Source organism: Treponema sp. OMZ 840 (assembly GCF_050937815.1).
In the GTDB taxonomy this organism is placed as follows: Bacteria; Spirochaetota; Spirochaetia; order Treponematales; family Treponemataceae; genus Treponema_C.
Map to the genome: position 1 here is coordinate 287,053 of NZ_JACDIJ010000002.1, position 15,598 is coordinate 302,650.

At 45.0% G+C, this 15,598-nt stretch carries 8 protein-coding genes; 3 read left to right on the top strand and 5 right to left on the bottom strand.

The genetic code is table 11. The features are described from left to right. Position 1: 1 nt before the first annotated feature. Positions 2–2,911, bottom strand: coding sequence for a tetratricopeptide repeat protein (locus tag H0R92_RS04790; protein ID WP_432961652.1), 2,910 nt, complete (start codon positions 2,909–2,911; stop codon positions 2–4). After that, complete coding sequence (locus H0R92_RS04795; RefSeq protein ID WP_432961654.1) at positions 2,908–4,389, bottom strand: LamG-like jellyroll fold domain-containing protein; 1,482 nt, start codon at positions 4,387–4,389, stop codon at positions 2,908–2,910. Before H0R92_RS04795 ends, H0R92_RS04790 begins: the two co-directional genes overlap by 4 nt. Before the next feature lie 26 nt (positions 4,390–4,415). Between H0R92_RS04795 and uvrC the strand changes: the two genes are divergently transcribed. Beyond that, positions 4,416–6,371 (top strand): excinuclease ABC subunit UvrC, encoded by a 1,956-nt coding sequence (gene uvrC, locus H0R92_RS04800; protein ID WP_432961656.1) that lies wholly within the window; start codon positions 4,416–4,418, stop codon positions 6,369–6,371. On the opposite strand, the gene H0R92_RS04805 is transcribed toward uvrC, so the two are convergent. From H0R92_RS04805 to murJ, 3 genes are read right to left on the bottom strand one after another with little or no spacing between them, the layout of a single operon-like run. Next, positions 6,353–7,021, bottom strand: coding sequence for an HAD family hydrolase (locus H0R92_RS04805; protein ID WP_432961658.1), 669 nt, complete (start codon positions 7,019–7,021; stop codon positions 6,353–6,355). The two genes, uvrC and H0R92_RS04805, sit on opposite strands and share 19 nt — an antisense overlap. Positions 7,022–7,037: 16 nt before the next feature. Beyond that, the gene (locus H0R92_RS04810; RefSeq protein ID WP_432961660.1) at positions 7,038–7,976 is read right to left on the bottom strand and encodes an NYN domain-containing protein; all 939 of its coding nucleotides are present in this window, start codon (positions 7,974–7,976) and stop codon (positions 7,038–7,040) included. 56 nt (positions 7,977–8,032) lie between these two features. Then, positions 8,033–9,613, bottom strand: a complete 1,581-nt coding sequence (gene murJ / locus H0R92_RS04815; RefSeq protein WP_432961662.1) for a murein biosynthesis integral membrane protein MurJ — start codon at positions 9,611–9,613, stop codon at positions 8,033–8,035. A gap of 116 nt (positions 9,614–9,729) precedes the next feature. Between murJ and H0R92_RS04820 the strand changes: the two genes are divergently transcribed. Together H0R92_RS04820 and H0R92_RS04825 are read left to right on the top strand one after the other, a co-directional pair. Next, entirely contained in the window at positions 9,730–14,157 is a 4,428-nt protein-coding gene (locus H0R92_RS04820) for an acyl-CoA dehydratase activase-related protein (protein ID WP_432961986.1), read from the top strand. Next, positions 14,132–15,550 (top strand): hypothetical protein, encoded by a 1,419-nt coding sequence (locus H0R92_RS04825; RefSeq protein WP_432961664.1) that lies wholly within the window; start codon positions 14,132–14,134, stop codon positions 15,548–15,550. Before H0R92_RS04820 ends, H0R92_RS04825 begins: the two co-directional genes overlap by 26 nt. Positions 15,551–15,598 lie beyond the last annotated feature (48 nt).

Sequence of the window (15,598 nt, forward strand, 5' to 3'; positions counted from 1 at the left end):
ATTATTCTTTGTTATCGAGATTTTGTATAACCCTATGTATTTCTTTGTGCAATGCTTCGGCGTGCCCCTTGTCGGGCAATTTTTTTACAAGCGAATTCATATAAGACAGCGTTTTCTTTAAAAAATGCTTTTTTTTAGAATCTTTATGCGGTTTTACCAAACCGTTTGCATGTAAAGCTTGCGCCGCCGCCAAAAGACCGGGTTTACCTTCTAAGCGATCGATTACATAATCCAATTTAACTCTGTTTAAATCCGAGAAAAATTCGGTTTTTTTCTTTTCGGGCAAATATGTACATAGGTTGCGTAAAGAGTTAAACATTTCAAATGTACGCGAAAATTCTTCTATCGGAGATGTGTCGAAAACCTTATCCAGAACGGTTCGAACTTGTTCCATTAATTGTTCATCAAAATCGTCTTCGAGTTCTTCATTTTCTTCGATTTCATCGAGAGGAATCTCTTCTTCCGGTTCGGGCGGCATTTCCGGAGATTCAGGGCTTTTTTCCGGTGTTTCAGATTCTTCCGGTATATCGAAATCAAAATCTTCTTCAGGCTCGGATATTTCTTCGGGAATGTCAAAGGGAAAATCGGCATCGGATTCCGGCAATTCTTCGGGAATATCGAGAGAAAAATCTTCCTCCGGTTCGGACAGTTGTTCGGGCGGATCAAAGGCAAACTCGTCGTCCGCTTCGCCGATTTCTCCGGGCATATCGAAAAGAATATCGTCGTCGGTTTCGGGCTGTTCTTCCGGTATGTCTAAAGAAAACTCATCGTCGGGTTCTATGTTTTCCCAGTTTTCAGTAAGCGGTTTTTCCTTTGCAGACGGTACGGAGCTGTCCGGTTCGGGGGGAAGCGGCTGTGACGGGGAAGGCGCATTGTTTTGCTGCGGATTTTCCGGTTGCTGCGGCAATGTTTGCGCTGAAGATACAATGGGCTGCTCCGGAGTTTCGGAGGATTCTTCTATATCTTCAGGTTCAAAGCCGGTTCCGTCAACGGTTAAAAATTCTTCTTCTTCAACCGGATCATAGCGCTGGGAATTTTTAGTTTCAAAAAATTCGTCAAAGATGTCGTCTTTTACATTGGGGTCGAATTCCAAAGGACTGTCTGCCGGCAGCAGAGCCGAAAAATCAAACGGCTCATCCTTCGCTTTTTTAGGCTGCTTTTCAATTTCTTCTTCGGGCGCTTCGGCAAGGGTAAGCGGTTCGTATTCGTCTTTGAAATTTTCAATGTCCATCGGTATGTCTAATTTAATTATTTCGTCTTCGTCCTCATCTTCGCCGTACAGACTTTCATAGGTAGCAGTGGAATTTAAAAAGCTGAAATCGTCGTCTTCATCATCCGGTTGTTCCGCCGCCGCAGTCGGTTGTATAAGGTTTTCTTTTTTGTTTTTTCCGATGGCGTCAAAAGCGGTTTCTCGTGCTTTTATCGAACTGCGTAATGTATCCAAATCGGAATCGGAATCGCTGTTTTTATTGAGCAGTTCGGCAATAAGAGTCATAGCTTTTTCGTCTTGGCCCAAATATTGACTTAAACTTCCCAATTGTTCTATGGCATTAAAATTGCTGCTGTCGATATCCAAGCTGCGGCCGAGCGCTTTAAGCGCTTTTTTATATTCTCCGAGCGCTTTATAGCACTTTGCCAATTCCGCCCACATGTCGGCATCTTCGGGCTGCCGCCGTAAATATTCTTGCAGCAATTGTTCGGCATTTTCAAACCTGCCTGTATACATAAATTGCCGTGCATTATCTTTTAGGAAAACGTATTCGTCCGGTGCGACTCGGAAAATGCGTTTGTAGCAAATATATGCTTTTTTTATGTTTTGTTTGCGGGCAAAATACTGTCCCAAAACGTTTAATACTTTTGTATTATAGGGGTCCGTATCGTAAATCTTTTTCAGCAGGATGCTGGCATCCCTGAATCGGTTTAATTCAATTAAAATTTTTACATAATGCAGCGTCGTTTCCGGATCGTTTGCTTTCAGTTTGCCTAATCGCTCCAAAATGGCAGCCGCGTCGAAATACTTTTTTTGTTTATCGTAGATTTGTCCCAATCCGCTGAGCGCCGTCATGTTTTCGCTGTCTAAGGTTAAAACTTTTAGAAAAGCGTCTTCGGCTTCTTTGAATTTGTTTTGACTGCCGTACAACTGCCCGAGTTTATTATATGCGGTTATATTTGCCGGATTCAGTTGTATATTTTGCAGCAAAACTTCTTCGGCGCGGCTGCTTTGGTTTATATTTATCAATAAATCGGAATAACGATTTAAAGCTTCTTCCCATCCCGGTCTTACGCGCAAAGCATATTCGAAATGACGTATCGCTTTGTCCGTTTTGTTTTGTGCCGAAAAATGCAGAGCAAGATTATAGTGCAAAATAGGATGGTTGGGATCGATTTGAAGACCGCGGGAAAAGGCGGCAAGAGCTTTGTCGGGTTTTCCCCGTAAATCTTCTATCGTTCCAAGGTGATTATAGGCAAGAACATCGTTCGGATTTATTTCAATCGCGTTAAGAAAGCAGCTGACGGCTTCATCATATTTTCCCATCAATTTATACGTATAGCCCTCGTTGTAAGCGACTTCATCCGGATCTATGCCCAGTTGTCTTACTTTTTCGATAAATTTGATGGATTTATCGTAGGAACCCAACCGGCGGTATATACCTCCCAAATTATTTAATGCGGATATGTTTGAAGGATCGTTTTGAATAACTGTAGTATAGATTTTCAAAGCGTTTTCATCGTCGCCTGCCGAAACATATATCGAACCGAGTTTTGACAGCATATCGATATTATTGGGATCCGATTTTAAAAGACGGACATAAAGTCGAATAGCGGATATGTAATCCCGTGCAAGAATAGCTTTTTCGGCACGCTGCATAATTAAAAATTCTTTTGTAAATTTATTATCTTTGTTGCTCATGGGATTCCTTTTAAAGGCCGTGCATATATTTCATCCGATAAGGGCCCCTCCAGGCGAATGCCCGCATCTTCATATGCCGCTACCGCAAAATAATATATTTTTCCGTTTTTTAAACCTGAAATGCGAAAAGAACGTTTGTTTCCCGTGTCGATCGGAGATCGGCCTTCGACGGCGGTTTGTCCCAAATATTCGCCGGGGCTTTCTCCGTAATAAAGGATGTATCCTGAAATGTCCGTTCCCGTAGATGCATGCCAAAAAAGATCCACACATGAATCTCCCGGATTTGCAAAAACCTGCACGGGGGGCAGGGGAGGAGCTTTTTCTTCGTATGCGAAAGTAAGTTCGGTAAGGGTCGGTGTTTTTGTTCCGGAGCCGTCGGTATAGAGAGAAGCGGCTATTTGAAACCATCTTCCGCTGACGTTTGGTATCTTTTCGCCCGTTTTTACGGGAACCCACTCCGGAAAAGAGGATGTCCATGTATGATAATTATTCCCGGAGCGTATAAAAAACTGCACATCCGTTTCGCTCGGCGTATCGGTAATAGCTGAAATGCGGCGTACGACAGTTCCGGGAAGAAAAGGGCCTATGGGCTTTGTTTCAAAGTATCCGCCCTCTTTTTTAAATAAAGGCTGTGCGTAATCAAAGCGCACGGACGATTTTTGTATACAAAAATCGTCGATTTTACCGGTAAAAGCCGGACAGATTTCTATTTCCGCCGGAACACCTAAAATAGGCAAAAAGACGGTACCTGAAGCGCGGGATGTTGACGTTGCATGAATAATACTTTCGGTTTTGCCGTTCACACAATACTCTAAAAGACCCGTTTCTTCATCAAAACTGAGGCTGTGAAAAGCCCATGTATTCGGAATAATAATGTTTTGAGCCGAAAGCGTAATATTTTTTACCGTATGCGAAGAGGCAAATACATTATTAAATGACCATTCTATTTTATTGTTAAAAAAAGCGGCGGCAATCATTTGATAAACGGGAACGCCTTCTATATTGCGCGAAGAACGCCACGAAAAAACCGTTTCGCCGTTTTCGGCAAGAGAAGGATTAAGCCAAAAAGAAACGGTAAACGACCCCATCGAGCCGCTTCGTCCGAATATACTTTGAGGAGAACCTTTTAACTCAAGTCCCTTGTTTGCCCCCTTGCCAAGTGCGGCATATTTGCCCATAATACTGTCAGGCCAAGAAACAAGGGCGCAAGACAATAGTTTATAATTTCCCGCCCTGTCGGAAAAATCGGCGTTTTCAAAATTCAGTAAAAGGTCGGTATCCGGCTCCAAAGCGGCGGCGGCATTTGCGATGCTGACTGCCTCTTTGCCGAAACGGCCCTTTGTTTTTGTAATGTTTTGGGTTCGCAAAAACTCCGGCCACCCCTTATCGCCGCCGAAAATTATTTTTTTTTCGGCGCAATGTATGCTTAAGGACAGAAAAAAAAGGAAAAAAAGGGCAGCACTATGTTTTTGTATCATAAGCGGTTCTTAAATAACGGTACAGAATGAAGACAAAAAACGCACAATACGAAATATTACACCAAACCGCGCTTTCGGCACCGCATTCCAGCGGCGTTTATTTATGGAAAGACGCATCGGCCGATATTTTGTATGTGGGTAAGGCAAAAAATCTGAAAAACCGTCTGTCCTCCTATTTTTCCGGTCACAAGGATGTAAAAACCCGTATTTTAGTGTCCAAGGCATCTTCAATAGAATATATTACTACGGATAATGAGTATGAAGCCCTGATATTGGAAAACACACTCATAAAACAGCACCGCCCCCGTTACAATATAGACTTGAAAGACGACAAATCCTACCCTGTGGCACGTATTACCAATGAAGTATTTCCGCGGATTATAAAAACCCGCAGAATTATACAGGACGGCTCTCTGTATTACGGCCCTTTTCCCAACGCAGGGGCTGTCAGTACTTTTATAGATACCTTATCCGGCATATATCCTCTGCGTCGATGTAAAAAGATGCCCCACAGGCGCAATCCCTGTATGTACTATCATATAGGCCGCTGTGCTGCTCCATGCTGCGGAAAAATCAGCAGACAAACCTATATGTCTATTATCGATGAAATTAAAACTTTTCTTGAAGAAAATGTGGAAAAAGCGGCGGAAAAATTGGAAAACAAAATGGCCGCTGCGGCAAAGAATCTTGAATTTGAAAAAGCCGGACGTTGCCGCGATTGTCTTGCCGCTTTACGGACGCTGCGTATGCAAAATGCGGTTGTCGATTTTAATCCGGAAAGCAGGGATTATATCGGCTTTTATGCGGAAGGAACCCTCGTCAGCTTTGCGGTACTGAAAATGCGGGCCGGAAAACTTATTATGCGGGATTTATACCGCACGCGCAGTTTAAAAGAAAATGAAGAATTAACGGGTGAATTTATTGCCGCATACTATACCGAACCTGCGATGATACCGCCGAGAATCTTTGTACAAAGTAAAAAGAATTTGGAATTGACGGAAAAATGGCTTAAGGACAATCTCGGTGTACAAACACACATATGCGTCCCGGAGGATACGGATGAATTGGCGCGGCACACGGCTTCTTTAAACATGGCAATTCATAATGCAAAAGAAGATATTATCCGCCGAATGCGCGAAAGAGGAGATACGCCGGCTTTGGAGGAATTGCAAAAGCTTTTGAATTTGGATGCACTTCCGATGCGTATAGAAGGTTTCGATATAGCTCATTTGGAAGGAAAGTTTCCCGTTGCAAGTCTTGTAAGCTTTTATAACGGCAATCCCGACAAAAAAAATTATAGGATATTCCGTTTAAAAACATTGGACGGCCGTATTGACGATTTTGAATCGATGCGTGAAGCGACAAGCCGGCGCTATACCCGGCTTTTAAATGAACAGGCACAGATGCCGGATCTTATTATGATAGACGGCGGTATCGGACAAATAAATGCGGTAAAAGGCGTACTTGACGCATTGGGCTTGCATATTCCCCTTGTAGGCTTGGCGGAAAAAAATGAGGACATCTATGTGCCTAAAAACAACTCTCCCATACGGCTTCCGAAAAGAAGCGATGCATTGCGCCTTTTACAGCGCGTAAGAGATGAAGCGCATCGTTTTGCAACCAGCCGTAATTTGCATTTGCGGGTAAAAGAAAATACCGTAAATCCCTTTACCCTTCTTCCCCATATCGGAGAAAAACGTGCGCTCCTCATTACCGAAAAATGGGATGATTTTGCCCGGCTCGCCGCCGCATCGGTCGATGACATTGCCGCCGCCTTAACCCTCAGTTTTGACCGTGCAAGCGATGTTAAAAAAGCGGCGCTGATAATTGCCGAAAAGCAAAAAGAAAGCAAACGCAAGGATATATATACGGAACCCTTTGCAAACGGCGTTTCGGCAAGCGGGGCTTCGACAAACGGCGAAACCGCTTCCGTTGCGGCGCAAAAAGATTCCGGATATATGCCTTATGCACCCGATAAGTAAGCAAAAAAATCCCGCTCATACCAATCCGCCGTTTGTTCCGCTTGCTCGCGTGTATCGTCGGCCGACCGGTCGTATACGGCCGCTACGGGATACCCGGCTTTTTTTGCCGTACACACCGCCGCAAAAGCGTCTTCAAAAACAACCGTTTTATGCACTGCGGAACCGATAATATGCCGGGCGAGGTGGAAAATCTGCGCAGATTGAGCCTTTGAACTGCCGGCTTCGGTTGAAGTAACAATACCTTTAAAAAAGTCCGCAATGTTTAAATGACGTAAAACGGATTCGGCTAAATGACGATCGGTTGCGGTTGCAATTACGGCCGGAATGTTTTGCTTTTTTATAAGTGCCAAAAACTCGCGCACGCCGGGTTTTAAAACGGCATTGTCGGCATACAGCTTTTCCATAACGGCATTACATTCATTTATTACCGTTTGCCGATCCGCGGTCAATTTATAACGGGTGCAAAGATATTCGGCGGCTTCGATTAGGCTAAGCGGATACAAAATCTTATCCAGGTTTTTTTCCGGTCTAAGCCCCTTGCTGCGTATGTAAAGACTTCCCATTCGGTCCCAAAGCGGCATTGAATCCACAAGGGTTCCGTCAAGATCGAAGATTGCACCCTCAAATGCATTTAAATGAAAGCGGTGCATTGTTTTTCTCAATCGGTTACGCTTTGCTCAAATACCATGAAAGACCGCGGTTACCGAGTTTTACGATTCCCCGTTTTTCCGCATCTAAGGCAAGTTGTTTAAAACGGCCGTACCCGTAACTGCGGTAGTCGATTTTTTTAGCCGCTTCATTAAAAAAGGTTTCTTTGTTGTCTTCCAAGATCGATAAAAGCTTATTAAACACTTCGGGCAATCCTTTTTGTGCGCTTTCGGTTGTTTCGAGTATGTTTCCGTCTTCATCGGCATACCGCAAGCCCTTTACCGTAATGGCATCGTTTATAAAGGCTTTCCATGTGCGGTAGCCGAGTTTTTTTTCATCAAAACCGGATTTAAGCAGTTTCATTCGTATTTTTACCGCACCGAGGTGGGGAACCTTGTCTTCTTTTTGCATAATATCGACGGTATCTTCAAGCAGTTCGAATGCCTGTTCTTTAGTGATTTTTTTATTGCGATCGCTTCCGTTTTCTTCATCGGTACTGTTGTCGGCCGAATCGGCATCGTCGATAATATCTCGGTAGTCTTTAAAATCGTCCGCCATTTTTAACAAATCTTCCGAAGCGTTTTTTGTAACGTCGCAGATAATTTGCGTTTGTTTGCCGTATTTTCGTAAGCTGAGTAAAAGCGGCCGAAAATCCGCATCGCCGGTAATAAGGACGAACTTTTCGATGTGCGGGTATTGAAAAATCAATTCGACCCCGTGCGCTACCATAGACATGTCGGAACTGTCTTTGCGCGAAGCCGGCACATGAATCAATTCGAAACTGTTTGCCGCCAGCTCTGCGGCTATATTTTTAATATTGTTGCGGTTCCAATCTCCGAAAGCCATGGCATACGAGATTTTTCCTTCTTCCGAAATCGTGTCTACAATGAGTTGAATATAATTTGTTCCGCGCGGCGGTGTAACGTTTTCTATATCCCATAAAATTGCGGTATTCATAAAAACAGTATATACGCAAATCGAATAAAAAAAAAGCCGTAAAAGCGGAATTCCGGTTATCTGCGGCGTCTTTTGAGCGCGTATGTAATCGTTTTATCCTTTGTTACAATAAGTAAACATATGCCGCATAGGGCAAAAATAAGGGCGGCAATGCAAAGCGGTATGCCTTGCGCAAAAAAACGGTGTAAGTGTGCAAAAGGCATAAAAAGGCGTTCTTTAAAAAAATAGAGGGGCCAAATACATATAAGCGAAAACAAAACAAGTTTTGCCGCATATAAAACATATGATGGCAATAAGCTGCCCGTATGCAATGTTTTTGACTTGTTTAAAAAGATAAATAAAAACACCGTATTTGCAAAACTTGCGAGCGAAAGCGCAAGGGCGATGCCGCCGCCTTTCATCGGTTTTATAAGAATAAGCGCAAGCAGGATATTTACCCCAAAACCGCCGATACCTGCAAAGGTCGGCGATTTTGTATCGCTTTGTGCATAAAAAGCCGGCGCAATAATACGGTTTAAAGCTATAAAAAATAAGCCTGCTATATGAAAACGGAATGCGTGCAGAGTAAGCGTAACCGAACGGTCCGAAAAACGCTGTGTTTTATACACTAAAATAATCAAGTTTTCGCCGAATACAAATAAAAAAAAACTTATAGGAATCGTAATCAGCGCAATAATGTGCATGGCTTGCGAAAGCATACGCTCAAAGGCTTCGTATTCTTTGCGCTTTGCCAGAGATGAAAGATCGGGTAAAATAACGGTGCCGACGGAAACGGCGAAAATGCCTAAAATCAATTCCTGTAATCGCAGCGAATACTGTAAACTCGATACAATACCCGTTCCCGCATTTCCCGCCAGGGCGGTAGATACAACATCGTTTAACTGATATGCGGCCATTCCGACAATGGTCGGTCCGATAAGCTTTAGTACCCGCTTTGTTCCCGCGTTGCCGAATGCGCGTTTTAATCCGGTAAATGCGGGTTTAAAACCTTGTTTTATTACGAAGGGAAGCTGAAATAACGCTTGAATCGTTCCGCCTGCAATAACACCGTATGCCATTGCGCGGGCAGGATTTGCGGTATGCGGCGACAACAAATGGGCGGCCGAAATAACCGCAATGTTAAATAAAACCGGCGTAAAACCCGAAGGTGTAAATACGTTTACGCTGTTTAATATACCCTGAAAAAAAGCCGCAACGGATATGACAAACAGATAGGGAAACATTACCCGCGTTAAAAAAATCAATTCGGGTATAATCTCCGTATCGGAACTTTTTAAAAAACAGGGAGCTATAAAAGGCGCTGCGGCTATACCTAAAATTACGGTGATTGCCGTTGCAAAGCTTACAAGGGTACATACGGCATTTAAAAAATCTTTAAGCTCCGCCTGTGCCGCCGGTTTTGTGCGGCTGTCTTCGAGATAAGCTTTGAATACGGGAATAAAGGCGACGGATATACTGTTTTCGGCAAAGAGGCGGCGGAACAGATTCGGTATCATAAAGGCAATGCCGAAGGCGTCGGCAAGAGCGGAAGTTCCTAAAAAAGCGGCCTTTGTCGTTTCCCGTATTAAACCTAATATACGCGACAAAAAGGTTAAAAATGACAGTTTTATACCGGAAGAAAGTAAAGAACGCTTCATCGTCTAAGCATACCGCTATTGCTACTTTATGACAATCCCTGTAAAATGCTATACAAGGGTAAAGCAGGAATACTGTGGAAAAGATTTTATTCAAACCGGCTGCGCCGCCGGTACGCATGGGTATTGACGTCGGTTCTACAACGGTAAAAGTTGTTGTTTTGGATGCCGAATCGCAGCTTATATTCAGTAAATACGAGCGGCACAGAGCGGATATTCGTTCTACTATTATTTCCGTAGTCGGGAATGCGCTTGATTGTATTGAAAAGCGCTTTTCCGCAGGAAGCGATCAACGCATAAGCGTCAGAGTAACCGGCTCCGGCGGGCTTGCGGTATCTCATTGGCTTGATATTCCGTTTATACAGGAAGTCGTCGCTTCCACGACTGCGGTAAAAAAACGCATTCCCCATGCCGATGTCGTTATCGAATTGGGCGGGGAAGACGCAAAAATCACCTATATAACCGGCGGTATGGAGCAGCGCATGAACGGCACCTGTGCCGGCGGTACCGGCGCTTTTATAGACCAAATGGCGGCTTTGCTTGAAACCGACGCTCCCGGTTTAAATGAACTTGCCCGCAATTTTACGACAATTTATCCCATTGCCGCCCGCTGCGGTGTTTTTGCGAAAACCGATATTCAACCCCTTATTAACGAAGGTGCGCGCCGCGAAGATATCGCGGCAAGCATATTTCAAGCGGTTGTCAGTCAAACCATATCCGGCCTTGCTTGCGGAAAACCCATACGCGGCAATGTCGCTTTTTTGGGCGGCCCTCTGCACTTTTTGGATCAGCTTCGCCAGCGGTTTATCGTTACCTTAAAACTTGAACAAAAAGCCGCCGTCGTCCCCGAAAATTCTCAGCTTTTTGTCGCCGAAGGTGCGGCTTTATCGGCCGAACTTGCTTATAAATGCGTACAAAACGCCGATATGCCGAATTCCCCCTCGGTACGGGAATTACGCGAAGCGCTTAAAAGCCTTGTCGGTGCGGAAATGAAAGAAGTTCAGCGGTTGGAACCTCTGTTTAAAAACGAAAAAGAACTGGAAGAATTCCACAAACGCCATGCATCTGAAATGGCTTTAACGGCAAATTTGGCGCATACAAGCGGCCCTGTTTTTTTGGGCCTGGATTCCGGCTCTACGACGACAAAGGCGGTTTTAACCGACAAAGACGGAAAAATCTTATGGCGCTTTTATGACGTAAACGCGGGAAATCCCGTGGAACTTGCAGTGCGCGTTTTAAAAGATTTATACAAACGCTTGCCCGAATCGGTGTATATTGCACGTGCTGTGTCCACCGGCTATGGAGAAGCTTTATTCCAAGCGGCTTTGAACGTGGACTCCGGAGAAGTCGAAACCATCGCCCATTACCGCGCCGCCGATTTTTTTGTGCCGGGCGTCGAATTCCTTTTAGATATAGGCGGCCAGGACATGAAGTGCCTGCGCATGAAAAACGGTGCGATTACATCGATTCAATTGAACGAAGCATGTTCTTCCGGCTGCGGAAGCTTTTTGGATAATTTTGCCCGTTCTTTGGGAATGGATGTGCGGACATTCAGTCAAAAAGCTTTACTTGCCGAAAACCCGATCGATTTGGGCAGCCGCTGTACGGTATTTATGAACAGCCGCGTCAAACAGGCGCAAAAAGAAGGGGCAACCGTCGCCGATATTTCCGCAGGTCTTTCGTATTCGGTTATAAAAAACGCTTTATTTAAAGTCATTAAACTGCGTAAAGCAAGCGATATCGGCACAAAGGTTGTTGTGCAGGGCGGAACCTTTAATAACGATGCGGTTTTGCGCGCCTTTGAAAAAATAGCCGGCGTAAACGTATTCCGCCCCGATGTAGCAGGTCTTATGGGCGCTTACGGCGCAGCTTTAATTGCCCTTGACCAATGGAAAGATTTGACGGCGCTGCCCGTCGGCGCTTCGGCCGAAGATGCCGAAAAACACGCTCAAAAAATCGCGGCAGGTCAAGTGCGTTCCGGTATTGCCGGCCTTAAAGAACTTGAAGCTTTTAAAGTAGACTTGGATTTACGCCGCTGCGGAAAATGTTCGAATAACTGCCTTTTGACAATCAATACGTTCCGCTCGCTCGGCGCGCCCAGAACCTTTATAACGGGCAACCGCTGCGAGCGCGGCGCGGAAATAGAAGGCGTTCACAGTATTGTGGATGCTTCGAATGCACGCAATACCGATACGGGCACAAACGAAAACGACGGACCTCTTCCGAATCTGTTTGCATGGAAATATAAACGGCTTTTTTCGTATGTGCCCTTAAAACCGCAGGATGCGCCGCGCGGCGATGTGGGGCTTTTGCGCGTTTTAAATATGTACGAAAACTATCCTTTGTGGTTTACCGTTTTTACAAAGCTGGGGTTCCGCGTTCGCTTATCGCCGCGTTCCACCCGCTCCGTATATGAAATGGGACTTGAAACGATTCCCTCAGAATCGGTATGTTATCCCGGAAAAATAAGCCACGGTCATATCACCTCCCTTTTAAAAGCCGGAGTAAAATTCATTTTTTATCCGTGTGCGCCCTACGAACAGCAGGAAGATCCGCTTGCGGGAAATCATTACAACTGTCCGATTGTTACCAGTTATCCGGAAGTGCTTCGGAACAATGTCGATGAATTGCGGCACGACGATTCGGTCGTATTTATGAATCCCTTTTTGCCCATATATGACGAAAAACGTTTGGCCGAACGCTTGTTTGAAGAATTGAGCCCGAAAATCACCGATTTAAGCTTGGAAGAAGTACAAAAAGCCGTTCGCGCCGGTTGGGACGAACAGGAAAAATTCCGTAAAGAAGTTCATGAGCAGGGCGAACATGCCCTTGAACATCTTATACGGCGCGGTGCGGGCGCTATTGTGCTTGCCGGCCGGCCCTATCACTTAGACCCGGAAATCAATCACGGTATTCCCGAATTGATTACGGGTTTGGGCTTGGGGGTTTTAACCGAAGACAGTATCGCTCATTTAGGTTCGATAGAGCGCCCCTTGCGCGTTGTAGACCAATGGACGTATCACAACCGTTTATACCGTGCGGCATCTTTTGCGGCGGGAATGCCCAATCTGGAACTCGTACAGCTTACGAGCTTCGGCTGCGGCTTGGATGCGGTAACCGCCGATCAGGTTGAAGAAATTTTGGCGGCAAAAAACCGTATGTTTACCCTCATTAAAATAGACGAGGGTTCCAATTTGGGCGCAGTGCGCATACGCATACGCAGCCTTATTGCGGCGGTAAAAGAAAGAGAGCGCAGGCATGCCGAACCGGTTGTAAGGCAAGCATCGTATCGGCGGCGGATTTTTACAAAAAAAATGAAAATTACGCATACGATTCTTGCCCCGCAAATGTCGCCGATACACTTCCGTTTGGTACAAACCGCTTTCCGGTATTCCGGGTTTAATTTTGTTATTTTACCCGAAGTGGACGCTGCAGCGGTAGATACGGGCTTGCAGTATGTAAACAACGATGCGTGTTATCCTTCCATATTGGTTGCGGGGCAAATGATTACCGCGCTAAAATCGGGGTTATACGATTTGGACCGCGTAAGTTTGCTTATATCGCAAACGGGAGGAGGCTGCCGTGCGACAAACTATATCGGTTTTATCCGCCGTGCTCTTAACGATGCGGGCTGGTCCCATATTCCCGTTATATCCTTAAGCGCTCAAGGCTTTGAACAAAATCCCGGCTTTAAGATAACGCTTCCCCTGCTGATACGGGCGCTGCGTTCGGTTATGATTGGCGATTTGCTTATGCGCGTTTTGTACAGGACACGTCCCTATGAAGCGGTGCGCGGTTCCGCCGATGCTCTGTATGAAAAATGGAATACCGAAGCTCAAAAAATGCTGCAATCGCTTTCACCGTTTAAATACAAGCGGCTTATCAAAAACATTATACACGATTTTGACAATTTAGCCTTATTGCCGCAAAAAAAACCGCGTATCGGCGTAGTCGGCGAAATTCTGGTAAAATTTCATCCGACGGCAAACAACGATATATTTTCGACCATCGAGCGCGAAGGAGCCGAATGCGTAGTCCCCGATTTGGCGGATTTTTTGTTTTATTCGTTTTCCAACGGTATATTCCGTCACAGAGAGCTTGCTTTTCCGAAAAAAACGGAGCGGAATGCGCGCTTGGCCGTATGGCTTTTGGAATTGTTCCGCAAAACAATCAAAAAAGAATTGAAAAAAAGCCGGCGCTTCGAACCTCCCGCATTAATATACGATTTGATGCGCGGAGTTGACGATATCGTTCAGTTGGGAAACATTACCGGCGAAGGATGGTTTTTAACGGCGGAAATGGTCGAGTTGATTCACGAAGGAGTTCCGAACATAGCCTGTGTACAGCCCTTTGCCTGTTTGCCCAATCATGTGACCGGAAAGGGAATGATAAAAGAATTGCGAAGCCGTTATCCGAATGCGAACATTGCGGCTATAGATTATGATCCGGGATCAAGCGAAGTTAATCAGCTGAACCGTTTAAAGCTGCTTTTGGCTAATGCTCCCGAAGGAAGGCACCCCGATGAAAAAAAATCACCGCACCGATAAAAAATTTTGTTTGTTTTGTATTATTTTTTTTGTCGCCGGTATTGTTTTTCTAAACGCACAAGCATCCCGGAAAAAAAAAGTATCGGCCGAACCTGAAATACCCGAATCGGCTTTTTGCCGAAAAGAACTTATAGAAAAATGGTTTTTACAAAGCCCCGAAATCCTTAGACAAAGCGAACCGGAATCGGTACAAAATGCCGTCGGAGATTATTTTCTTGTTCGGCAGGAAGAAAAAGACGGACAAATGGAAATTATTGTCGCGCCCCTTGTGATGCAAAGTGTTATGTTGACGGAAAGTGAAGGGGGAGAAGCTGAGGGACAGGAAGGTTCCCGAAACCTTGCAAGCGGCGGCACAAAAACATCAGAAATACGGATAGAAACATGGCCAAAGGACAGTCCCGGAAGCTGGATTTTATATAAAGACAGTTTAAGCGGGAAAAACCTGCGTATTCGGTACTATTTTGTTCCGGACAGCGGGGTATATGTCGATTTTTTTCCGGGAAAAGAAAAGTGTTTTGCGGATTTTGTAATTTTCGGCGCAACTGCTGCCGGCCGCGTTTCCGTACCCGTTTCGTTTAATTGGTTTTATACCGCATCGTTTGAAGATGTATCCCGATTAACTCGTTATACGCTTCCGTGGAATTATGCAAAGGTTTTTTCTTATTCCTATGATGATGTAAAACAAATGACCGGTTTAATTCGTTCTCTTGTTCCTGCATTACATAAGGCACCGTGGTTTGCAACGGAAAACGCTTCGCTCGATTTTTTAAAATGGATTATAGACGGATTGGTAAAGCCGCTTACCGGGGGAATAACCTTATACGAACCGCTTGTCGGCAGTACAATTAAAAAAAATGACGGCGGCGACACAAAACTGAAGGGTTCGTTGCGGACTATTCCCGATACACATTACGGTCCGCTTAACTATATACGCAATTTGGCGGCGGCCGCAATTTCCGCCCGTACCGATATTGTGTATTATTACGATACTTCCGGTGCGGATGTAAAAACGGAGGCTTTTTCCTATTACACGGACGCTTCGGGAATACCGCGAAGTACCGGTTATGCTGCGGATTCCGGATATCCTGCGGAACTTTTAAAGCCCCTGTTTTATGTTTTGGCGGTTACCGAAGCCGACCGGTTTTTTTTGGGTGCGGTACGGCAAAGCATACCGGCTTCATCTGCAAACGGACAGCCGATCGAGCATCAAGTTTTTACTGCGGCCGCCGCATTTTTCCCGTGGTTTGATACTTCCGGTGTTTTTCATGTTTCGGTATTTGAAAGCGGCATAGAATATACGCTTGATGAATTTGCGGATAAATACAGGGGGTGCTTTGTATCTTTGGTGCGGGTAAAGGCTTCAAAAGAATTCTATCCGGACAAATTCGAATAGTGTTTACGGTAAAAATCGTTTTGATTTCGGTAATGGACACGGATTGTT